Source organism: Leifsonia sp. NPDC080035 (genome assembly GCF_040050925.1).
Lineage (GTDB): Bacteria > Actinomycetota > Actinomycetes > Actinomycetales > Microbacteriaceae > Leifsonia.
Map to the genome: position 1 here is coordinate 2881071 of NZ_CP157390.1, position 21853 is coordinate 2902923.

Consider the following 21853-nt stretch of genomic DNA (forward strand, 5'->3'; position numbering starts at 1 on the left):
GCGTTCTTCCTGTGCCCGGCGGCCTAGCGCACGTAGGCGGCGAGGGCGCTCTGCACCGCGTCGCTGACCGAGCCGGTGCCGCCGACGAGGGTGATGTGGCGCGGGGCCAGGCGCTGCAGCGCGGATCCGATCGTCGACGGCACGGCGGTCGGCGTCGTCAGCAGGAGGGGGGCGCCCTGCGCTCCCGCCGCTGCGGCAGAGGACAGCGCATCCGCGAAGGTGGCGCCGGAGGCGACGAACGCGTTCGCGGGCCCGGCCCCGAACCGCGTGGCCACCGCGGCGCTGGTCGCGTAGCGGTCCCCGCCGCCGAGCCGCGTGACGGTGCCCGCCGTGTATCCCTTCAACGACGCGAGCACCGCGTCCGACACCGCGCCCGCGCCGCCGACGACCACGATCGAGGCCGGCTTCAGCCGCGCGAGCTCGGTCCCGACGACGGCGGGGATGCCGGACGCCGTCACCAGCAGGACCGGCGCTCCCGCCGTCCGTGCGGCCAGGGCTCCGGCCGAGAGCGCGTCGGGGAACAGATCGCCCGATGCGATGTACGCGACCGTGCCCGTCGCCGACGTCGCGCGGGAGATCGCCGCACTGGTCGCGTACCTGTCCGTCCCGGAGATCCGCGTCACGGTGCCCGTCGTGAAGCCGCGCAGAGCGGAGAGCACGCCGTCCGAGACCGCGCCGGTGCCGCCGAGGACGACGATGCGGCCGGGATGCAGCCGTGTCAGTTCGGTCTGGATGCTCGCCGGAACGGAGGTCGGGGTGACGAGGAGCATCGGGCCGCCCGCGCGGGCGGCTGCCGGGGAGCCGGACACGGCGTCGGCGAACTGCAGTCCGGACGCCACATAGGCCACCGGAGCGCCGGGCGGGAAGGACGCCGCGGAGACCGCGGCGCTGGTGGCGTGCCGGTCCGACCCGGCGAGGCGCGTCACCGTCTGGGCGCCGGCCGGGAGGGCGAAGGCGCGGAGCTTGCCGCCTCCATCGGGGAAGTAGAGGCGGCCGTTCGCCACGATCGGGCTCTGCCAGTGCAGTCCGGACGCGCCGGCCGGGTCGGTCCAGAGCTGCTTCCCCGTGGTCGGGTCGAGGGCGCGGACGCCGGACTTCGACAGGTAGTACAGCACCCCGCCCGCGACGATCGGCGTGGTGCCGCCCGTCGCGGAGGTCCAGACCGGGACGAGCGCGGGCTTCCCGCCCGTTCCCGCCTGCAGCTTGAGACCGGCGATCCCGTTGCCGTTGGCGACCAGGACCCAGGAGGTGCCGGTCGCCCGATCCACCCAGTTCGCCGGCTGCGTGAGGACCTGGCCGCCCTGCGGGACGGCGATGGACTGCAGCTCCCCTCCGAGCGCACCCGCGTGGCCCGTTCCGCTGAGGTTCGCGGTGTTCAGCAGCCGGATCTTCGCGTCCTTGCCGGACTGCACCGCCAGGTGCGGAACGGACGAGCCGGACGGGGCGGTCACCACCTGCGGCGCCGTGCTTCCGAGGTCGAGGTCCTGTTGGTCGAGCTGCTGCTGGTTCGTCGGCGTGTAGCTGTCGACGGGGCCGCCTCCGGCGCCCGTGCCGTCCGGGTTGATCGCCAGGACGCTGTCGCCCCAGTTGTGCGTCCCATCGAAGGTCGCGTTCCCGGTCGAGAACAGCACGCGGTTCGTGCCGGCGTCGTAGACGACGCTCGGGCGCGCCCACACCGCCGACTGCACCGTGGCGCAGTCCGTGGCCGGGGCGGGGGCGAAGTGCACGGTCAGGTTGCTGCACAGCGTATTGAACACGCGCTGCGCGCCCGTCCCCAGGTCGATCGTGGTCACGTGGCCCTGGTAGTCGCCGCGGTCGCCGGGGTAGCCGCCGTTCGACGCGTAGAGGTAGCTGTGGCCGCCGACCGTGGCGATCGTCAGGGCAGGCGACATCTTCTCGTCCCACGGCTTGGCCGTCGTCGTCTCCGGCCAGCCGCCAGAGCGCACCTCGGTCCCGGTGCCGATCGCGTACTTGTGCACCTTGCCGTCGAGCCCGTAGCTGTAGACCCAGGCGCCGCTCGGGTCGATCGCGGGGGAGGATGTCGTGAAGCAGGTGCTGGATCCGTTGTTGATCCTGCAGGACCCCGGTCCGTTCTGGTGGGACCAGACGCTCGCACCCGTCGCGGCGTCCAGGGCGACGATCCAGCCGTCCTTGGTGGTGACGAAGAGCAGATCCCTGGTGCCGCCCGCGGTGGCCACGGCCGGTTGCAGCACGGCCTGCCCGTCGGACACCCCGGGGAGCGTCGCCGTGAAGAGCGCCGAGAGCGAGCCGACCGTCGACGGGACCAGTTGCGTCTCGGCGTCGTTGACGCCCGTGTGGGAGGGCCCGTTGCCGAACTGCGTCCACGCGATCGTGGCGGCGGACGCGGGGGGAGGAGCCTCACCGAGCGGCACGAGCGCGACGGCGGCGATGGCGCCGATCGCGAGCACGGCGAGCCGGGAGTGCGTGCGGCGTGATCCCGCCGCGTGGCCCCCGGACGGATCCCGATCCGATGCAGACATGAGACCTCCCCGGACAGTGTGCGTCCGACGGGCACTCCTGCCTAGCCCCCAGGACCGATCGAACGACCGCGAGGGGCCGCCGTCACCCGCTAGCCTGGATGGAGCGCCGCGCCGCCGGTTCGGCGCTCGCGCGCCGGAGGGGTAAGATGGAAGCTGTCAGAACGTGCGTCGGATGCCGTTCTCGCGCTCCCCGGTCCTCACTTCTGAGGGTCGTCGTCCGGAATTCGGAACTCGTGGCGGATCCCTCCGCCACACTCCCCGGGCGGGGCGCGTGGCTGCATCCGGTCGACGGGTGTCTCGACATCGCCCTCAAACGCCGTGCCTTCGGGCGCGCGCTGCGGGTGGAGGGAACGCCCGACCCGACGGCCCTGAAGGGCCTACTTACGAGAACAGGCTGAAGAAGCAGTGACTTCACATGAGTGACAACCGATGAGCGGCTCGAAATGAGTGCCGTCCGCAACTAACGCCTGCCCTGTCCGGGGTGGGCCCCAGACAGGAGAATTGTGGCTGCAAAACCACGCGTACACGAGGTCGCGAGCGAGCTCGGCGTCGACACCAAGGTCGCGCTCGCGAAGCTCAAGGAGATGGGCGAGTTCGTCAAGGGACCGTCCTCGAGCATCGAGCCCCCGGTGGTGCGGAAGCTCCGCGCCGCCCTCGAGGCCGAAGGATTCACCGCCGACAAGGCGGGTGCGAAGGCGGAGGCGCCGAAGAGCGACGCCCCGCGTCCCGGCTCGCCGCGTCCAGCTGCCCCGGGCGCCCCGGCCGCTCAGAGCGGCTCGGCATCGCCGAAGCCGCAGGCGCCGATGTCGGTGGCCGAGCGTCAAGCCGCTGCCGAGAAGGCGGCGGCGGAGAAGGCCGCGGCTGAAAAGGCCGCAGCAGAGACGGCCGCGTCCGCGGCCAAGCCCGCGGAGAGCGCGAAGGGCGACGCGACCAAGCCGGCCGCCCCGCGTCCCGGCGGCGGGAGCATCCCGCGTCCCGGCGCGCCGCGTCCGGGCAACAACCCGTACTCGAGCAACCAGGGCATGGGCCAGCGGCCCAGCACCCCGCGTCCGGGCAACAACCCGTTCTCGAGCTCGCAGGGCATGGGCCAGCGCCCGTCGCCCGGCAACATCCCGCGTCCGGCCCCGCCGCGCCCGGGTTCGCCGCGCATCGGCGCCCCCGGCCAGGGCGGCAACCGCCCCGGTCAGCGTCAGGGTGGCGGCGGCGGTCGTCCCGGCTTCCAGCAGCGCCCCGGCGGCGCCGGTGGCGGCGGCGGTTTCCAGCGTCCCGGCGGCGCAGGGACCGGCGGCGGCTTCAGCGGTCCGCGTCCCGGTGGCGGCGGTGGCCGCGGTCGTGGACCGGGCGGCGGCACGGCCGGCGCGTTCGGCCGCGGTGGCGGCAAGTCCAAGGCTCGCAAGTCGAAGCGCGCGAAGCGCCAGGAATTCGAGATGCGGGAGGCCCCGTCGCTGGGCGGCGTGACGGTTCCCCGCGGCAACGGCGAGACCACCGTCCGGCTCCGCCGCGGCTCGTCCATCTCGGACTTCGCCGACAAGATCGACGCGAACCCCGCGTCGCTGGTCACCGTGCTCTTCCACCTGGGCGAGATGGCGACAGCGACAGAGTCCCTCGACGAGGCGACGTTCCAGATCCTCGGTGAGGAGCTGGGTTACAAGATCCAGGTCGTCTCCCCGGAGGACGAGGACCGCGAGCTGCTCGAGGGCTTCGACATCGACCTCGACGCCGAGCTGGAGGGCGAGTCCGACGAGGACCTCGAGATCCGGCCGCCGGTGGTCACCGTCATGGGTCACGTCGACCACGGTAAGACGCGACTGCTGGACGCGATCCGCAACGCGAACGTCGTCGCGGGCGAGGCCGGCGGCATCACCCAGCACATCGGTGCCTACCAGGTGTGGACAGAGCACGACGGCATCGAGCGCGCGATCACCTTCATCGACACCCCTGGTCACGAGGCGTTCACCGCCATGCGTGCCCGTGGTGCGCAGGTGACCGACATCGCGATCCTCGTGGTCGCCGCCGACGACGGCATCATGCCGCAGACGATCGAGGCGCTGAACCACGCACAGGCGGCCAATGTGCCGATCGTGGTCGCGGTGAACAAGATCGACAAGCCGGAGGCGAACCCCGCCAAGGTGCGTCAGCAGCTCACCGAGTTCGGCCTGGTTGCCGAGGAGTACGGCGGCGACGTGATGTTCGTCGACGTGTCCGCGCGGAACAACATCGGCATCGACGACCTGCTCGACGCCGTGCTGCTGACCGCGGACGCGGGTCTCGACCTGCGTGCGAACCCCAACAAGGACGCGCGCGGTGTGGCGATCGAGGCGAAGCTCGACAAGGGCCGCGGCGCCGTGGCGACCGTGCTCATCCAGTCCGGAACGCTCCGGGTGGGCGACGCGATCGTGGCGGGCACCGCCTACGGCCGCGTGCGCGCCATGGCGGACGAGAACGGCGACCCGGTGCTGGAGGCGGCTCCGTCGCGTCCGGTCCAGGTGCAGGGTCTCTCCAGCGTCCCGCGCGCCGGCGACACCTTCATCGTCACCGAGGAGGACCGCACCGCCCGCCAGATCGCCGAGAAGCGCGAGGCCGCGGAGCGGAACGCGCAGCTGGCCAAGGCCCGCAAGCGCATCTCGCTCGAGGACTTCACCCGCGCTCTGGAAGAGGGCAAGGTCGAGGCGCTCAACCTCATCATCAAGGGCGACGTGTCCGGTGCCGTGGAGGCGCTGGAGGAGTCGCTCATGAAGATCGAGGTGGACGAGTCGGTCAGCCTCCGCATCCTGCACCGCGGTGTCGGCGCGATCACCGAGTCGGACATCGACCTGGCGACCATCGACAACGCGATCGTGATCGGCTTCAACGTCCGCCCGGATGTGAAGGCGCGCGAGCGTGCGGCCCGCGAGGGTGTGGACGTCCGCTTCTACTCGGTCATCTACAACGCCATCGAGGACATCGAGAACTCGCTCAAGGGCATGCTCAAGCCCGAGTTCGAAGAGGTCCAGTCGGGTGTCGCCGAGATCCGCGAGGTGTTCCGCTCCTCGAAGTTCGGCAACATCGCCGGTGTCATCGTCCGCTCCGGCACGATCACGCGCAACGCCAAGGCGCGCGTCATCCGCGACGGCGTCGTGGTGGGGGACAACCTCGCCATCGAGTCGCTGCGCCGGTTCAAGGACGACGTCACGGAGGTCCGTACGGACTTCGAGGCCGGTATCGGCCTCGGTAAGTACAACGACATCCAGATCGGCGACGAGATCGAGACGACCGAGCTGCGGGAGAAGCCCCGCGTCTGAGTCAGATGCTCGCGAGGCCCGGCGGTTTCCCGCCGGGCCTCGCGGCTTCACGAAGGAGGAGGACCAGTAATGGCGGATCCGGCACGCGCGCGGAAGCTCGCGGACAGAATCAAGGTCATCATCGCCAAGCGGCTCGACCGCGGCCTGCGCGACCCGCGCCTGGGTTTCGTGACGATCACGGACGTCCAGGTGACCGGTGACCTCCAGCACGCCACCGTCTTCTACACGGTGTACGGCACCGACCAGGAGCGCGCGGACACTGCGGCGGCGCTGAAGGCGGCGACCGGTATGCTGCGCAGCGAGGTCGGCAAGAACATCACCGCCCGGCTGACGCCGACGCTCGAGTTCCAGCTCGACGCGATCCCGGAGAACGCCGCGCACATCGAGGACCTGCTGCGCCAGGCGCACGAGCGCGACACCGAGGTGGCAGGCCTGGCCGCCGGCGCGGCCTACGCGGGCGACGAGGACCCCTACGTCAAGCCGCGCGAGCTGGACGACGAGGACGCCCGCGAGGACTAGCCTGACGGCATGTACGCCGTCTGCTTCTACGATGCCGACCCCGACGCGGTTCCGGAGGACTTCCGGAGGATCGTCGAAGCCTACCCGCGACACCGCGCGTACCTCGACGACTTCGCCCGCGGTGGCGAGGTGCTGATGATCGGCACGTTCGGCGACCCGGCGACGCAAGGCTCCATGGCGATCTTCCGGTCACGGGCGGCGGCGGAGCGCTTCGTCGCGGCGGACCCGTTCGTGACCGAGGGGCTGGTGTTCCGGCACCGCATTCAGGACTGGGACCCGCTGGTGTTCGCCGGGCCCTAAGCGCGTCGCCGGTGCTAACGCTGGCGATAGCGTGTTCGCGAGTAATACGGGGCGGCCGTGCTCGCGGCGCGAGTTGCGCCAGTATGTACGTGTGACTAATTCGGAGAACTTGGCGCGCCGTCGCGAGCTCGTAGTCCGACTCGAAGAAGCCAACCTCAAGTTGGCTCGCGTGTGGAACCAGGACGTCCGAAGAGGCAAGTCGGCCTTACCAGACGTACATCGGACATACTCGGAAACTGCGGAAGGCGCGCTCAAACTCTTGCAGCCCGGCGAAGAGGGCGTGGCTTGGTGGGTTCAGGTGGAACTGTACGGCGCGTTTATGGACGCAAGCCGCCGGCTAGTTGCTGGCGACGTCCCAATCGGCGAAGGCAGCGCTCTGACCTTTGTGCCGGTTCGCGCGCACCTGCTCGCGGATTGGGCGAAAGGCGAAGGTCCTGGGCCTCGGGTCGAAGGACAGGCGGACGACGCCCCCGAGATGGTAGATCGAACGCGCCAAAGCTACGTGCGCCCATACGCCGAAGCGCCCGAGGATTTGATTTGGGCACCGATTCTCGATTGGCGCGTGAAAGGCAGTGCAAATTGGGCTGGTTAGTTTCGGCGTGGTCGGCGCTCGCCGGGCTTGTTGGGGCAACCGCTCTCTGGGGCGTCTATCGCGCGCTCGAGGTTAGGTGGCCCGATGCGTATTCCTCGCTGAACGACACATTTGGCCTTTCTGTTGCTCAACACTGGTGGCGTCTATTGGCGTATCGAGTAGTTCCCGTGTTCGTAATTGGATTGGCGACGCTCGTGACGACGAATCGTCTCAGTCTCGATGGTGTTCTGGCCCTTTGGGTCGCCCTTGCGGTGCACGCCGTAGCAACCAACGGGCGTGCGCTCACGGAGTCTCTCTTGCATAGGAACGGCGGTCGAACGTTCCAGATCAACCACGCAACCTATCATTTTTCCGCTATTGCCCTACTAGGCATAACCGGCGTCGGCGTCCTGCTGAGCGGACGCTTTCTTTCTCAGGTCGTACCGCAGCCAAGAGTGCTTCTCGAGAACCTCTGGGTCGCCCTATTCATAGCCGTCGCGGGGGGTGTCCTGTATTCGTTCGTCCGCAAGCGCGACGAGCGGAGCCCGGCCAGCCAGGAGGAGTACTACGTTTGGCGCGCAGAGCGGGACGTCGGCATAGACCTAATTGACGCTTCATTCTCGATTGCAACTCAGGCTGGCGCAGACCCGTTGCTGCTGCGCTCCTTGATGTATGCAGAAGTACTCCAGCGGCCGAAGTGGGTGCGACGACTGGAACGTGCGGCAGGTGCAGTTCTGAGAGAGGGAACGTATGGCGTCACCCAGCAGCGCTCACCAAAGCCTCTTAGCGACTTAGAGTCGCTCGAACTCTCTGCTGCTCAGATTGCAGGCCAATCCGGCGTGGCACGTTCGGAATGGGGTTGGAATGTAGCCGATGCTGCCATCTGGCGCGCCGTAGCACCTCATAACGGAGACTTGGCGTTCATCGACGCGGTCCAACGTCTCTATGCGTGGCAACTCAATCGCTACCCGAATTTCATGGATCCTAAGCCAGCCATCGCGCACGTCCTCGAGGCGCGACGATACCCCGACAGGTTTGCACTTCGAATTGTGTCTGACGCCTCCCGGATTGTTCTCACTGCTCATTCGCTTGTAGACGGCCCCCTCGCGACCGACTTAGAGCGAACGGATGCTCGCATTCCATGGTGGTTCGAGGTCGATATTCCTGCCGACACGTCGCAAGCGCACGTGGATCTATTCGTCTCCGATGCCCTCGTTGCAACGCAACAACTCGCATTGCCGGACGCGCGGGCGCGCGTGAGTTTGGCCCATTGATCGTCCCGCCCTCGGTGCGTCAGGGGAGGGTGTAGCCGCCCTCGGCGGCGACGGCGAGGCCGTCGACGAGCAGGCCGGCGAGCGCGCGCTCGCGCTGGGGCGCGTCCGGCCACACCTGTTCGAGCTCGGCGGCGGTGACCGGGATGTGCGACGAGCGCAGCTCGGCGAGGATGCGGCCGCGCACCTGCCGGTCGCTGCCCTCGTACTTCTTCTGCACCGCCTTCCGCGGCCCGGCGTAGGCCGGGTAGCCGGCGGCCCGCCAGGCGCACCGGCTCGCGAGCGGGCAGTCGTCGCAGCGCGGCGACCGCGCGACGCACACGATCGCGCCGAGCTCCATCATCCCGGCGTTGAAGGCGGCGGCGGCCGGGCGGTCGTCCGGGAGCAACGCCTCCATCGCCGCGAGGTCACGGCGGGCGCTCGGTGGTCCCGGCTCGCCCTGCCCGTCGACGGCACGCGCGATCACCCGCCGGATGTTGGTGTCGACGACGGGATGCCGGTGGCCGTACGCGAACACGGCGACGGCGCGGGCGGTGTAGTCCCCGACGCCGGGGAGCGCGAGCAGCGCATCCACGTCGTCCGGCACCTCGCCGCCGTGCCGTTCGGTGATGGCGACGGCGGCCGCGTGCAGCCAGAGCGCCCGCCGCGGGTAGCCGAGGGACTGCCACGCGCGCACCGCCTCGCCGGGCGGCACCGCCGCGAGGTCTGCGGGCGTCGGCCAGCGCGTCAACCACTCCTCGAGCCGTGGGATGACCCGGCTCACCGGCGTCTGCTGCAGCATGAACTCGCTGACCAGCGTCCCCCACGCCGTGAAGCCGTTCCGACGCCAGGGGAGGTCGCGACGGTTGGCGTGGTACCAGTCGACGACGGTCTCTGCGAGGGTCACGCCTTCTTCGTCCGCTCGCGGTAGGCGCGCACCCGAAGGCGGGTCGAGCAGGTGTCGCAGCACGCCTTGCGCACATGGCTCGGGTCCAGATAGATCTTGCGGCAGCCGGGGTCGGAGCACTGGCCGAAGTCGTGAGCGTGATGTCCCAGGTCGGTGACGGCCGTCACGACGATCCGCGCGAGCGCGCTGCGGGTGTCTGCGGGAGCCTGCAGACGAACGGACGCCGTCGAGCCGTCGAAGGCGGGATCGGCAGGGCCGAGCGCACCGAGGACGCGCGCGGCCTCCTCGGCGCTGGGGGCGCCCGGGGGAGCGGGGATGCCGAGAAGGCTCGCGGAGAGCACGCGGAGCGCGTCGCGGACGGACCGGGCCAGCCTCAGATCCGCTTCGAGGGGTCTCTGGGCGGGGGCGAGGCCGACCGCGTCCAGCCATTCGGCCAGGCGGTCCGGTGTGTCCAGCCGCTCGAGCGGGTCCTCGGTGTGCGGGTAGCGGAGCGTGCCGAGCAGGTCGCTCCACACGGCACCCGTGTTGTACACGAAGTCGAGTTCGGCCATGGACCAAGTGTAACGGTTTGACACGTTACGCGAGGCATGGGAGTGTAACGACGTGAACCGTTACGAGATCCCGCTTTCCACCGTGTGGACGCGCATCCTGCCCTTCGTGTTCCTGCCCGTGTACGGCTCCGGGTACATCGCCGGCGGCCTCGGTCTGCACACCATGCGGCCCTTCGCCATGACCTTCTGGCGGTTCGCGCTCGCGGGGATCGTGGTGCTCGTCATCGTCCTCGTGCGGCGGGCGCGCTGGCCGCGCGGCTGGCGGCAGTGGTGGCCGATCCTGGTGGTGGGGCTGCTGATCCAGGTGGTGCAGTTCGGCGGCAACTACACGGCGATGGGGCTCGGGATGCCCGCGGGTCTGACCTCGCTGATCGCGGGAAGCTCCTCACTGATGATCGCGATCGGGGCCGTGCCGATTCTGCACGAGAGGCTCACCGGGTGGCGGCTCGCCGGTGTGATCATCGGCTTCGTCGGGGTGGCCGTCGCGCTGGCGGACCATCTCGGCATCCCGAGCGGGCCGGTCGGGGTGTTCGCGGCGTTCAGCGCTGCTCTCGGCTACGCGGGCGGATCGCTTCTGCAGCGTCGGCGTCTGCGCGACGTGGACAGTTGGGTCAGCGTCGGCATCCAGTTCCTCGTCGCGGCTCCGATCACGTTCGTCTTGGCCCAGTTCACCGGCGGGGTCGGCATCCCGCTCACCGCCGAATCGCTTGCGCCGCTCGCCTGGCTGGTCCTCGCCAACTCGGTACTCGGGATGTGGCTGCTCGGGCAGATGCTGCGTCATCATCCCGCGGCAACGCTGAGCGCCTGGAGCAACCTCATCCCGCCGTTCACGGTGGTGCTCGCCGTGCCGTTCCTCGGCCAGCCGCTCAGCCTGACGCTCGTGGTGGGGGTCGTGGTGACGCTGGCCGGAACCGCCCTCGTGGTGCTTCCTGCGCCGCGTCGCCGGTCGCGCGATGCGGCTCCGCCGGCGCACGGGAGTCGTGAGGAGCTGGTGGCCGCCTCTGCGGCCAGCCGCCCGGAGGCTTAGGCTCGTGGCATGAGGCTGCCTCCGACCCGGCGCGTGCTGCTGATGCGCAGCATCGTGGGGCGCATCCACGCGATCGCGCCGCTCGGCAGGGTCGTCGTCGCGATCGACGGCGGCGGGGGCACGCGCGCGTTCGCCGACGACCTCGCCGAAGTGTTCCGGGAGGCCGGTTCCGACACCTTCCGCGCGTCGATCGGGGACTTCCACACCTCCCGCGCGTACCGGACCCGGCACGGCGCCGAGACGCCGGAGGGCTACTACCGCGACGCGTTCGACTACGTGACGCTGCGACGCGTCCTGCTCGATCCGTTCCGGCTGGCCGGGAGCGCCGGCTTCCAGACGGCGGCGTTCGACGAGGTGCGGGACGTCCCGGTCGAGAGCCGCTGGCAGACGGCCGGCCCCGACGCCGTCCTCGTGCTCGACGGCGAGTTCCTGCTGCGCCCGGAGCTGCGCCGGGAGTGGGATGCCTCGGTGCTGCTCGTCAACGCGCCGGCGCGGCCGGTGTACGAGGAGGATGCGCGCCCGCGGGAGGTCGCGGACATCCTCGTCGACGATGCGGAGCCCGAGCGCCCCGTCTTCGCGGCGCGGCAGACGACCTGAGTCCGCGGCGCCCGCGAGGCGGCGCTCAGGCGGCCGTGCTCATCCGCGCGATCACCGCATCCACGGGGAGGAACACGCCGGTGCGCTCCACCTCGTGCACGAGCGCGGTGAGGCCGGCGTTGACCGGCGCGGTGCGGCCGGCGGCCTCCGCCTCGGCGACGACGGCGCCGTTCAGGAAGTCGATCTCGCTGCGCTGGCCGCGGCGGATGCTCTGCAGCGTCGACCCCGGGTTCGGCCGCGCGCCCATCCTGCGCTTCATCAGCAGCGGGACGACCTGCGCCGCCCACAGCGGAGCGGAGGCGACGAACCGGAGGATGCCGTCGCTGAGCCCCTGGATGCTCCCGTAGCGGATGCCGCGCGCGTAGCCGATCCTGACCGCCTCGCGCATGCTCGCGGTGATGATGCGGCGCAGCCGGGGATCGGCGATGGTCTGCTGCACGCTGAGCCCGGTGATCGCGGGCATGGCGTTGACCTGGTTGACGATCAGCTTCGTCCACTGGCAGCCGGTGAAGTTCGCGACGGCGCTGCTCGGCATCGCCGCGTCGAGGATGCGCGCCGCCGCGACCGCCTCGGCGGGAGCGGGGCCGCTTCCCGCGCCGATGTATGTGTTCGCGGTGGTCGTGACGGTGATGCGGCCGGGGGAGAGGAAGCTCGACGCGTAGAGCGCAAGGGCCCCGACGCACGTCGAGCCGGGGAGCAGCTCGGTGGCCTGGCGGAGCCCCGCGAGCCCGTTCTGCACCACGACGACGGTGATGCCGGCCAGGTGGGCGGCGTTCTCGCGGATCGCCGCCTCCGCATCCTGCGCCTTGGTGCACAGGAAGGCGAGCTCGGGTGTCTCGAGGAGGGTCGTCGCCGCGCTCACGTGCGCGGTGTGCTCACCCCAGCCGCCGTCGAGGCGGAGGCCTCCGGCGCGGATCGCGGCGAGCTGCTCGCCACGAGCGGTGACCGCGACCTCGTGCCCGGCCTTCTCGAGCAGGGCGGCGATCGCTCCGCCGATGGCCCCCGCTCCGATCACGCCGATTCGCACGCCCCCAGCCTAGGCGGCGCACCGCTCACGATTCGTCACGAGTGCGTGCCGGTCGTGAGGAACCCCGTGGACTCGTGACGAATCGTGAGCGTGCGTTGTGGTCAGTCGGCGAGGATCGGGGCGGGCTCGGCGGTGGCGGCCGCCTCCGCGACCGCGTCGGGGGCGGACGGTGCGCCGGCGCTCCGGCCGCGCGGCAGGGCGAGGGCGATGAGCGCGGCGACCGCGAGGGCGGCGGCGCCGACCCAGACGGCCGGGATGGCTGCGCTGACGTAGCCGGTCGGGGTCAGGGTGCCGCCGGCGCCGGTGAACACCGCGGTCAGCACCGCGACGCCCAGGGCGACTCCGATCTCCCGCAGCGTCGAGTTGGCCCCCGACGCCTTGGCGTGGTCGGCTGCCCGCATGTTCGCGAGGACAGCGGTGGACGAGGGCGCGAACACCAGGCCCATCCCGATTCCCGCGAGCAGGAACGGCGGCCACATCGCCGAGTAGGCGAGCGTCGCCGAGAGCGTGAGCGCGATCCAGCCCATCGCCACGGTCAGCAGGACCAGGCCGGCGACGATCGGGAGCCGCGTGCCGGTGCGCGAGGAGAACAGGCCCGTGAGCGGCGCGACCACCATCGGGGCGAGCGTCCACGGCATGGTCATCACGCCGGCCTCCAGCGGGGTGTGGCCCTGCACCACCTGCAGGAACTGGATGAGGATGAAGATCGCCCCGAAGATGCCGAAGCTGAAGGTGGCGCCCACCAGGTTCGCGACCGTGAAGCTGCGGTCGCGGAACAGCCGCAGCGGCAGCAGGGGAGCGCTGGTCCGGGACTCCCACAGGACGAACGCCACCAGCAGCAGCGCACCGGCGACGAGCGGGATGAGCACCTCGGGGCTGTCCCAGCCCGCGTCGTTGCCGCGCACGATTCCGAAGACGACGCCGAGCACACCGGGGGCAGCGAGCAGCAGGCCGACGATGTCGGCGCGCACCCGCGCACCGAAGCTGTTGGGAAGGGCGAGGAGCACCAGCGGCACCGCGATCACACCGAGCGGCACGTTCAGCCAGAAGATCGCCTGCCAGTTCCAGCCCTCGACCACCGCTCCGCCGATGAGCGGGCCGAGCGCGACGCCCAGTCCGGAGATGCCTCCCCAGATGCCGATCGCCGCCGGGCGCAGGCGCTCGCTCACGCTGCCCGCCAGCAGGGTGAGCGAGAGCGGCAGCAGGGCCGCTGCTCCCGCGCCCTGGATCGCGCGGGCCGCGATGAGCATCCACGGCTCCGTCGCGAGTGCGCTGGCCGCGCTCGCGAGCGTGAAGACGGCGATCCCGCCGAGGAACACCGAGCGACGGCCGAACCGGTCGCCGAGGCCGACCGCCATCAGCATGAGCGTGGCGAAGCTCAGCGTGTACGCGTTGACGACCCACTGCAGCTCCTCGATGGAGGCGCTGAGGTCGCGGGCGATGACGGGGAGGGCGCTGGTCACGACGAGGTTGTCCAGGGTGGCCATGAACATCGGCAGGGAGGCCGCCACGATGGCGAGCCAGACGGGCACGCGTCGCGCGGTGCCTGCGGGGCGGACTGTGGTCATGGGGCGCACCGCTTCCTGATCGTTTTGTTAGTAATCGAATGATTACATCGCACTTTAGTAATCGACTGATAACCTGTCAAGCATGACTTCGGCGATCAGCGAACGGATCCCCTCGGCCGAGCGGCGCGAGCAGATCCTCGGCGCCGCGAGCCTGGTGTTCGGGGAGCGCGGCTACTTCGGCGCGACCACCGACCAGATCGCGAAGGCGGCGGGGATCAGCCAGCCCTACGTCGTCCGGATGTTCGGCAGCAAGGAGAACCTGTTCGTCGAGGTCCTGCAGCGGGCGCTCGACAAGCTGCTCGCGAGCTTCCAGGAGACCATCGACGCCTGGAAGGCCGATGGCTCGCCCGCCGGCGAGCAGGGCTCGGTCGGTGAGCACCACGAGATCGGCCGCAGACTCGGGCTCGCGTACGTGAACCTGATCGAGGACCGCGGCATCCTGCTCTCGCTGATGCAGGCGTTCGGGATGGGCAACGACGCCGTGATCGGCGAACGCGCGCGGCAGGGGTTCATCGCGATCTACAAGATGATCCGCGACCAGGTCGGCTTCTCGCCGGACGAGGCGCGCACCTTCCTCGCCGAGGGGATGCTGCTGAACACCCTGCTGGGCCTGCGCCTCCCGGACGAGTACGGCCACGACGCCTGCGCGACGGAGATCCTCGAGTCCACCTTCCGCACCAAGCTGCAGCTGGTGCTCGACGTCACGGGCGAGCGGGCATGATCGCGAGCGGGCTCATCCTCGTCGACAAGCCGGGCGGGTGGACGAGCCACGACGTCGTCGCCCGCGTGCGCCGGCTCGCCGGCACCAGGAAGGTCGGGCACGCCGGCACGCTCGACCCGATGGCGACCGGGCTGCTCATCCTCGGGATCAACTCGTCGACGCGGCTCCTGACCTACATCGTCGGCGCCGACAAGGAGTACCTGGCCACCATCCGGCTGGGTGCGACCACGACGACGGACGACGCGGAGGGCGAGATCCTCCAGCGCGCCGACCCGGCGGCGCTCGCCGCGGTCGCGGACGACGGGATCCGCGACGGCATCGCCGCGCTCACCGGCGAGATCGAGCAGGTCCCCAGCGCCGTCAGCGCCATCAAGGTGGACGGCAAGCGCGCCTACGCGCGCGTCCGCGCCGGGGAGGAGGTGGTGCTGCAGCCGCGCGCGGTCACGATCAGCGCCTTCGAACTGCTCGGGACGCACCGCCTGGCCGAGGCCGTCGATCTGGAGGTGCGCGTCGTCTGCTCGTCCGGCACCTACATCCGCTCGCTCGCGCGCGACCTCGGCGCGGCGCTCGGCGTCGGCGGTCACCTCACCGCGCTCCGCCGGACCCGCGTCGGCGCGTACGACGTGCGCGACGCGGCCGACCTCGATACGCTCGATCCCGGAACGGCGCTCATCCCGGCGGCCGACGCCGCCTCCCGGCTCTTCGAACGGTTCGAGCTCACGGAGCAGCAGGCGATCGACCTGACCCACGGCAGGCGCATCCACGTCGCCGACCGGGAGGTGCCCGGTGGTGAGCCGGTCGCGGCCATCGCGCCGTCCGGGCATCTGGTGGGACTGATCGAGTTCCGCGGAAAGGAAGCAAGGACCCTCGTGAACTTCCCGACCGACGAGATCGCCACCGCATGATCGACTGGTTCGTCACGGTCCAGGTGGCCGTCGCGGTCCTCGCCGGCCTGCTCTGCATCGTCATGGGGCTCATCGGCCGCGCGCCGGGCGACACGACCATGGGTGCCGTCGCGCTGGTGGAGCTGCTCCTCATCGTCCAGCTGGTGATGGCGATCGTCGGTCCGCTTGCGGGGAACGAGCCGAGCGGCAGCCTCGCCGAGTTCTACATCTACCTGATCTCGGCGCTGATCCTGCCGCTGGCGGGCGGGTTCTGGGCGCTGATCGAGCGCAACAGGTGGAGCACGGTCATCCTCGGCGGCGTCTGCCTCGCCATCGCGGTGATGGTCTACCGGATGGGCCAGATCTGGTTCGTCCAGGGCGCCTGAGCGGTGAGCCGGAGCGTGCGGGCCGCCGGTGCGACGCGAATAGAATCGTAGGGATGTCCCACCACACCATGTCCGCTCGCGAGCACTCCGGGGAACCCGCCGCGAAGCGCCGCATCTCCGGCGTCGGCCGGGTGCTCGTCTTCGTGTACGGCGTGCTCGCGCTCGCCGCGACCGGGCGCAGCGTCTTCCAGATCATCGACCGGTTCCACGAGGCGCCCGTGGCGTTCACGCTTTCCGCCGTCGCCGCCGTTGTCTACATCGTCGCCACGGTCGCGCTGATCGCGCCGGGACGCGTCTGGTACCGGGTGGCGTGGATCACCATCAGCTTCGAGCTGGCCGGTGTGCTCGTCATCGGCACCCTGAGCCTGCTCGCCCCGGCGGCGCTCGGACTTCACGACATCGACCCCTTCGGAAGGGACGCGACCGTCTGGTCCGTCTACGGGATGGGCTACCTGTTCATCCCGCTTGCCCTCCCGATCCTCGGGCTGTTCTACCTGAGCAGGCACCACCCGCGCGAGGACGCCTCGTGAAGGTCTTCACCTCGGTCGTCGACGTGCCGGACGGCTACGGGCCGAGCGCGGTCACGATCGGCAAGTTCGACGGCGTCCACAGCGGGCACCGTGCCGTGATCGGGCGCCTGCGCGAGGTCGCTGCCGAGCGCGGTCTCGCCGCCACCGTCATCACCTTCGACCGCAACCCGCTCGAGGTGCTCGCACCGGAGAAGTGCCCGGCCGCGCTGGTGAGCAACCGGCAGAAGCTGAGCCTGCTCGCCGAGACCGGCATCGACGCGACCCTGATGGTGACCTTCGACCGCACGCTCGCCGACCTCTCTCCCGAGGACTTCGTGCACCGCATCCTGGTCGACCGGCTGCACGCCGGCGCCGTGCTCGTCGGAAGCGACTTCCGGTTCGGGGCGCGCGGCGCGGGCGACGTTGCCATGCTGCGAACGCTCGGCGAGAAGTACGGATTCACCGTCGAGCTGATCGACGACGTGCGCCCCGAGCACGGCCGCCGCGTCTCCTCGACCTGGATCCGGGAGCTGCTCGCCGAGGGCGACGTCGCGCACGCGACGCAGCTGCTCGGTCACGTGCCGACCGTCGCCGGCGTCGTCGTGCACGGCGCGAAGCGCGGCCGCGAGCTCGGCTTCCCGACCGCGAACCTGTCGCCGGAGTCGGAGGGGCTCATCCCCGCGGACGGCGTCTACGCCGGCTGGCTGACCGACGGCGGCACCCGGTATCCGGCGGCCATCTCGGTGGGCAACAACCCGACGTTCGAGGGCGTGCCGCAGAAGCAGGTGGAGGCGTACGTGCTCGACGAGGACCTCGACCTCTACGGGCACACGGTGGAGGTCGCGTTCGTCGAGCGGATCCGCGGCATGGTCGCGTACGCGGGCGTCGACCCGCTGATCGCGCAGATCGCGGCCGACGTCGACCGTGCGCGCGCCATCCTGACGGCCGAGACCGCGTGACGGCCGGCGGCGCGGCCGCGCGCCCGCTCTGGCACGGACGTGCCATCGCGCTCGTCGGCATCCTGCTGGTGGCGGCGAACCTGCGCACCGCCGTCGCGGCGCTCTCGCCGATCTTCGCCGAGATCCGTGCGGAGTTCCCCGTCTCCAGCATCGGCGTCGGCTTGCTCGGGATGCTGCCGCCGGTCTGCTTCGCGCTGTTCGGCCTGCTCGCCCCGACCTTCACGCGCCGGCTCAGCCTGGAGTCCGTGCTCCTCGCCGCGCTCGGGGTGATGCTGCTCGGCCACATCGTGCGCGCCGCCGCAGGCTCGTTCGCGGTGCTCGCCATCGGCTCGGCGATCACCTTCGCCGGGATGGGCGTCGGCAACGTGCTGCTGCCGCCGCTCGTGAAGCGCTACTTCCCGGACCGCATCGGGCTGGTCACCTCGCTCTACGCGACGGTCATGTCGGTGAGTACGCTGCTGCCCCCGCTGATCGCCGTCCCGGTCGCCGACGCCGCGAACTGGCACGTGTCGGTGGGGATGTGGGCGCTGGTCAGCGTGCTGGCGATCCTGCCGTGGCTGCGCATCCTGATCACCCATCGGCCGGCGCATCCCGCGCACGACGTGGAGGTGGAGGAGGCGGACCGCGCGACGGTCGGCCGGATCTGGCACTCGGGGCTGGCCTGGGCGATGGCGGTCGTGTTCGCGGTGTCCAGCCTGAACGCGTACGCGCTGTTCGCGTGGCTGCCGCAGATCCTGCACGATGTCGCGGGCACCCCTCCCGCGGAGGCGGGCGCGCTGCTGTCGGTGTACGCGGGGATGGGTATCCCGGCCGGGCTGCTCGTGCCGCTGCTTGCCGCCCGGATGCGCAACGTCGCCGTGCTCATCTACGCCGGGGTCGCGTTCTTCGTGGTCGGCTACCTCGGCCTGATCCTGGTGCCGGAGACGGCGACCTGGCTCTGGGTGTCCTTCGCGGGACTCGGCCCGCTGCTGTTCCCGCTGAGCCTCGTGCTCATCAACGTCCGGACCCGGACGCACGCCGGGTCGGTCGCGCTCAGCGGGTTCACGCAGGGCATCGGATACACGCTCGGCGCGCTCGGCCCTCTCGTGGTCGGCCTGCTGCACCAGCTGACGGGCGAGTGGACGCCCGCCCTGATCGTCCTCACCGCGACCGCCCTCGCCGCCGCGGCCGCGGGTGCGGTCGTCGCCCGCCCCGTCCCCCTCGAGGACCGCTGACGCCTCCGAACCCCGCTGCGGGGCCGCGCCGGCAGGCAGGCCTGCGCGTCAGGCGGGGAGGAGGTGCGCGCGGTGGATGAGGGCGGCTGCGCCGATGAGCGGCCCCTCTGAGGAGAGGCCGGAGGGGACGATGCGCACCTTGCGCACGAACGGGAAGTAGTGGTGCTCGATCACCTCGCGCATGTGCGTGAAGAGGTCGGGCGTCGAGTGCGAGAACCCGCCGCCGATCGCGACGAGTTCCAGGTCGAGCAGGGCGGTGGCCGAGGCGATGGCGCGGCCGACGGCCTCGCCGGTTCGCGCGATCGCGGCCACGGCCACCTCGTCGCCAGCGGCGTACGCGGCCGCGAGCTCTTCGCCGGTGCTGCCGGTGAAGCCCTGGCTGCGCGCCCAGGCGACCGTGTGCGGGCCGGAGGCGATCGCCTCCAGCGCCGACGGGTTGCCGAACGTGTTCTCGCCGACGATCTCGCCCACCTCGACGTGGCCGATGTGGCCGGCGTTGCCGGTCGGGCCGGTGATCACGCGCCCGCCGACGATGAGGCCGCCGCCGATGCCGGTGGAGACGACCATCCCCATGACATTGTCCACGCCCTGCGCAGCTCCCACCCAGTGCTCGGCCATCGTGATCGCGACGCCGTCCATCTCCAGCGTCACGGGCACCTCGAGCCCGAGCGAAGCGACGACGGAACCGATGAAGTCGCGGAGCGGGTAGTCCCGCCAGTCCGGTACGTTCAGCGGCGAGACGAGCCCGAGCCTGCGGTCGATCGGTCCGGCGCAGCCGATGCCGACGCCGACGATCTCGGCTCCCGGCGGAAGTGCGGCGTGCGCGTCGCGGACGACGCCGCCGACGGAGGCCTCGAGGTCCGCGACCGTGGCGGTGCGGCCGGTCGGCCGGCGGAAGCGGGAGTCGGGGACGAGTCGGCCGTCGGCGTCGACGAGCGCGGCTTCGACCTTGGTTCCGCCGAAATCGACGGCGAGAGCGAGGGGAGTTGGCACGTCCCAACGATAAACGAAAGCGGGTCCGCTCATTTGAGCAGACTCCGCGCAACCGTTGCGACGCGCTCTATCCTGGACGGGTGGCCCTGAACGATACCGACGAGATCCTCGCCGTCAAAGCCGCAGAGCTGTACTACGAGGCGGGCAAGACCCAGGACGAGATCGGCGTCGCGCTCAACGTGTCGCGGTGGAAGGTCGGCCGGCTGCTGGTGGCGGCGCGGGAGCAGGGATTCGTGCGCATCGAGATCGTGCACCCGAGCGCGCGGCGGTTCTCCCTGGAGCGCGAGCTCTGCGGGTTCTACGGTCTCGCCGACGCCGTCGTCGTGCCCGCCGCCGAGTCCGACTCCGACGCGCAGGCGCGGGTCGCGCAGGCCGCTGCCGACTACCTGACCACCCTGCGGCCGGTGCCGCGCACGCTCGGCGTGAGCTGGGGCCGCACCCTGCACGCCGTCGCCGCGCGGCTGCGCCCGGGATGGGCGGTCGGCGTCAACCCGGTCCAGATCAACGGCAGCGTCTCCAGCACCCGGCAGGCCACCGCCGCGGCCGACACGGCGGTCGTCATCGCCCGCAAGGCGCAGGGCACCGCGACCCTGCTGCCGAGCCCCGCCATCTTCGAGCACGCCGCCACCCGACGCGCGATCGAGGCCGACCGGTCGGTGCAGTCCGTGCTCGAACTCGCGCGCGACGCGAGCGCGTACCTCTTCAGCGCCGGCGTCGTCGACACCAGCTCGGTGCACGTCGACTCCGGCTACCTGTCGCCGGACGACGTCCAGGCGCTCGCCGACAAGGGCGCCGTCGGCGACGTCGTCGGACGTTTCATCACCGACGAGGGCCAGGTCGCCGACCCGGAGCTCGACAGCCGCACGCTCGGCCTCAGCCTCGACGAGCTCCGCTCCGCACGCACGAGCATCGCCGTGATCGCCGGCGACGCGAAGCACCAGGTCGCGCACGCCGTCGTCGCGAGCGGGCTGTGCACCATCCTCATCACCGACGAGTCGACCGCGAACGACCTGCTCGGCCGCACCGCGCCGAACGACAGAAAGTAGACCGAAGATGACCATCGAGACAACGCCGCCGGTGCGCCAGCTCGCACCGGCCGCCCGCGCCGTGGAGGTGCTCGGCGGCGACCTCACCGAGGGCTCGCTCCGCCGCTACCTGAACGGCATCCCCGGTGTGGATGCGGTCGGCCTCGAGCAGCGCGCCGCCGGCCTCGGCACCCGCTCCATCAAGACCTCCAGCAAGGCCTGGGCGCTCGACAAGGTGATCGAGCTGATCGACCTGACCACCCTGGAGGGTGCGGACACCCCCGGCAAGGTGCGCTCGCTCGTCGCCAAGGCGCTCACACCCGACCCCAGCGACCCGGCGACGCCGCGGCCCGCAGCGGTCTGCGTCTACGGCGACATGGTGCCGTACGCGGTGGAGGCGCTCGGCGCATCCCACGCGGCGCGGACACCCGGCGGCGTCAACGTCGCGGCCGTCGCGACGGCGTTCCCGAGCGGCCGCGCCTCCCTCCCCGTCAAGCTGGCGGACACCGCGGACGCGGTCGCGGCCGGCGCGGACGAGATCGACATGGTCATCGACCGCGGCGCCTTCCTCTCCGGCCGGTTCGGCCTCGTCTTCGACGAGATCGTCGCCGTCAAGGAGGCCTGCCGCCGCGACGACGGCAGCTACGCCCACCTCAAGGTGATCCTGGAGACCGGCGAGCTGAACACCTACGACAACGTCCGCCGCGCGTCCTGGCTGAGCATCCTGGCCGGCGCCGACTTCATCAAGACGTCCACCGGCAAGGTGTCGCCCGCCGCGACGCTGCCCGTGACGCTGCTGATGCTGGAGGTCGTCCGCGACTGGCACCGCCTCACCGGCGAGGAGATCGGTGTGAAGCCCGCGGGCGGCATCCGCTCCTCCAAGGACGCGATCAAGTACCTCGTCACCGTCGCCGAGACGGTCGGCGAGCACTGGCTGCAGCCGCACCTGTTCCGGTTCGGTGCCTCCAGCCTGCTGAACGACGTGCTGCTGCAGCGGCAGAAGCTGCGCACCGGGCACTACTCCGGCGCCGACTACGTGACGATCGACTGAGCGAAAGCAGAC

The 21853-nt window shown here is 70.9% G+C and carries 21 protein-coding genes; 15 read left to right on the forward strand and 6 right to left on the reverse strand.

From position 1 onward, the window contains the following. Positions 1-23 precede the first annotated feature (23 nt). On the reverse strand, positions 24-2501 hold the full coding sequence (locus tag AAME72_RS13950) for a cell wall-binding repeat-containing protein (protein WP_348787157.1): 2478 nt from the start codon (positions 2499-2501) through the stop codon (positions 24-26). Between the two features lie 146 nt (positions 2502-2647). Here AAME72_RS13950 and AAME72_RS13955 point away from each other — a divergent pair, with 146 nt between their 5' ends. The 5 genes from AAME72_RS13955 to AAME72_RS13975 all read left to right on the forward strand — a co-directional run bounded on the left by AAME72_RS13955 (position 2648) and on the right by AAME72_RS13975 (position 8446). Continuing rightward, positions 2648-2899 carry a YlxR family protein gene (locus tag AAME72_RS13955; RefSeq protein ID WP_348790137.1) on the forward strand — a complete coding sequence of 84 codons (252 nt, stop codon included), beginning with the start codon at positions 2648-2650 and terminating at the stop codon, positions 2897-2899. Between the two features lie 105 nt (positions 2900-3004). Continuing rightward, entirely contained in the window at positions 3005-5782 is a 2778-nt protein-coding gene (gene infB / locus AAME72_RS13960; protein WP_348787158.1) for a translation initiation factor IF-2, read from the forward strand. Positions 5783-5851: 69 nt separating this feature from the next. Then, positions 5852-6301 carry a 30S ribosome-binding factor RbfA gene (gene rbfA / locus AAME72_RS13965; RefSeq protein WP_348787159.1) on the forward strand — a complete coding sequence of 150 codons (450 nt, stop codon included), beginning with the start codon at positions 5852-5854 and terminating at the stop codon, positions 6299-6301. 9 nt (positions 6302-6310) lie between these two features. Continuing rightward, the gene (locus AAME72_RS13970) at positions 6311-6601 is read left to right on the forward strand and encodes a YciI family protein (protein WP_348787160.1); all 291 of its coding nucleotides are present in this window, start codon (positions 6311-6313) and stop codon (positions 6599-6601) included. A 537-nt stretch (positions 6602-7138) separates the two neighbouring features. Further along, the gene (locus AAME72_RS13975) at positions 7139-8446 is read left to right on the forward strand and encodes a hypothetical protein (protein ID WP_348787161.1); all 1308 of its coding nucleotides are present in this window, start codon (positions 7139-7141) and stop codon (positions 8444-8446) included. A 19-nt stretch (positions 8447-8465) separates the two neighbouring features. Here the strand turns inward: AAME72_RS13975 and AAME72_RS13980 are convergent, their stop codons facing one another. Together AAME72_RS13980 and AAME72_RS13985 are read right to left on the reverse strand one after the other, a co-directional pair. Beyond that, positions 8466-9329, reverse strand: a complete 864-nt coding sequence (locus AAME72_RS13980; RefSeq protein WP_348787162.1) for an A/G-specific adenine glycosylase — start codon at positions 9327-9329, stop codon at positions 8466-8468. After that, positions 9326-9880: an ABATE domain-containing protein gene (locus AAME72_RS13985; protein WP_348787163.1), complete on the reverse strand. Its 555-nt coding sequence runs from the start codon at positions 9878-9880 to the stop codon at positions 9326-9328. The genes AAME72_RS13980 and AAME72_RS13985 overlap by 4 nt, the downstream gene beginning before the upstream one ends. Positions 9881-9932: 52 nt before the next feature. Between AAME72_RS13985 and AAME72_RS13990 the strand changes: the two genes are divergently transcribed. Further along, the gene (locus tag AAME72_RS13990; protein WP_348787164.1) at positions 9933-10907 is read left to right on the forward strand and encodes a DMT family transporter; all 975 of its coding nucleotides are present in this window, start codon (positions 9933-9935) and stop codon (positions 10905-10907) included. A 9-nt stretch (positions 10908-10916) separates the two neighbouring features. Continuing rightward, positions 10917-11504: a hypothetical protein gene (locus tag AAME72_RS13995; RefSeq protein ID WP_348787165.1), complete on the forward strand. Its 588-nt coding sequence runs from the start codon at positions 10917-10919 to the stop codon at positions 11502-11504. A 25-nt stretch (positions 11505-11529) separates the two neighbouring features. Here AAME72_RS13995 and AAME72_RS14000 read toward each other — a convergent pair whose 3' ends face one another. Next, positions 11530-12531 (reverse strand): 2-dehydropantoate 2-reductase, encoded by a 1002-nt coding sequence (locus AAME72_RS14000; protein WP_348787166.1) that lies wholly within the window; start codon positions 12529-12531, stop codon positions 11530-11532. A 101-nt stretch (positions 12532-12632) separates the two neighbouring features. Further along, positions 12633-14099, reverse strand: coding sequence for a DHA2 family efflux MFS transporter permease subunit (locus AAME72_RS14005; RefSeq protein ID WP_348787167.1), 1467 nt, complete (start codon positions 14097-14099; stop codon positions 12633-12635). A gap of 82 nt (positions 14100-14181) precedes the next feature. On the opposite strand from AAME72_RS14005, the gene AAME72_RS14010 reads away from it, so the two are divergent. From AAME72_RS14010 to AAME72_RS14035, 6 genes are read left to right on the forward strand one after another with little or no spacing between them, the layout of a single operon-like run. Continuing rightward, positions 14182-14820 carry a TetR/AcrR family transcriptional regulator gene (locus AAME72_RS14010; RefSeq protein ID WP_348787168.1) on the forward strand — a complete coding sequence of 213 codons (639 nt, stop codon included), beginning with the start codon at positions 14182-14184 and terminating at the stop codon, positions 14818-14820. Then, positions 14817-15725 carry a tRNA pseudouridine(55) synthase TruB gene (truB, locus tag AAME72_RS14015; protein WP_348787169.1) on the forward strand — a complete coding sequence of 303 codons (909 nt, stop codon included), beginning with the start codon at positions 14817-14819 and terminating at the stop codon, positions 15723-15725. Before AAME72_RS14010 ends, truB begins: the two co-directional genes overlap by 4 nt. Then, a complete protein-coding gene (locus AAME72_RS14020) occupies positions 15722-16090 on the forward strand; it encodes a hypothetical protein (RefSeq protein ID WP_348787170.1) in 369 nt (122 codons plus the stop codon). The genes truB and AAME72_RS14020 overlap by 4 nt, the downstream gene beginning before the upstream one ends. A gap of 53 nt (positions 16091-16143) precedes the next feature. Further along, the gene (locus AAME72_RS14025) at positions 16144-16620 is read left to right on the forward strand and encodes a hypothetical protein (RefSeq protein WP_348787171.1); all 477 of its coding nucleotides are present in this window, start codon (positions 16144-16146) and stop codon (positions 16618-16620) included. Continuing rightward, the gene (locus AAME72_RS14030) at positions 16617-17558 is read left to right on the forward strand and encodes a bifunctional riboflavin kinase/FAD synthetase (protein ID WP_348787172.1); all 942 of its coding nucleotides are present in this window, start codon (positions 16617-16619) and stop codon (positions 17556-17558) included. The genes AAME72_RS14025 and AAME72_RS14030 overlap by 4 nt, the downstream gene beginning before the upstream one ends. Beyond that, positions 17555-18772: an MFS transporter gene (locus AAME72_RS14035; RefSeq protein WP_348787173.1), complete on the forward strand. Its 1218-nt coding sequence runs from the start codon at positions 17555-17557 to the stop codon at positions 18770-18772. Before AAME72_RS14030 ends, AAME72_RS14035 begins: the two co-directional genes overlap by 4 nt. 48 nt (positions 18773-18820) lie before the next feature. Here the strand turns inward: AAME72_RS14035 and AAME72_RS14040 are convergent, their stop codons facing one another. Beyond that, positions 18821-19798, reverse strand: coding sequence for an ROK family protein (locus AAME72_RS14040; RefSeq protein WP_348787174.1), 978 nt, complete (start codon positions 19796-19798; stop codon positions 18821-18823). Positions 19799-19845: 47 nt separating this feature from the next. Between AAME72_RS14040 and AAME72_RS14045 the strand changes: the two genes are divergently transcribed. Both AAME72_RS14045 and deoC read left to right on the forward strand, forming a co-directional pair. Then, positions 19846-20811, forward strand: a complete 966-nt coding sequence (locus tag AAME72_RS14045) for a sugar-binding domain-containing protein (protein ID WP_348787175.1) — start codon at positions 19846-19848, stop codon at positions 20809-20811. 7 nt (positions 20812-20818) lie between these two features. Then, on the forward strand, positions 20819-21841 hold the full coding sequence (gene deoC, locus AAME72_RS14050) for a deoxyribose-phosphate aldolase (protein ID WP_348787176.1): 1023 nt from the start codon (positions 20819-20821) through the stop codon (positions 21839-21841). Positions 21842-21853 lie beyond the last annotated feature (12 nt).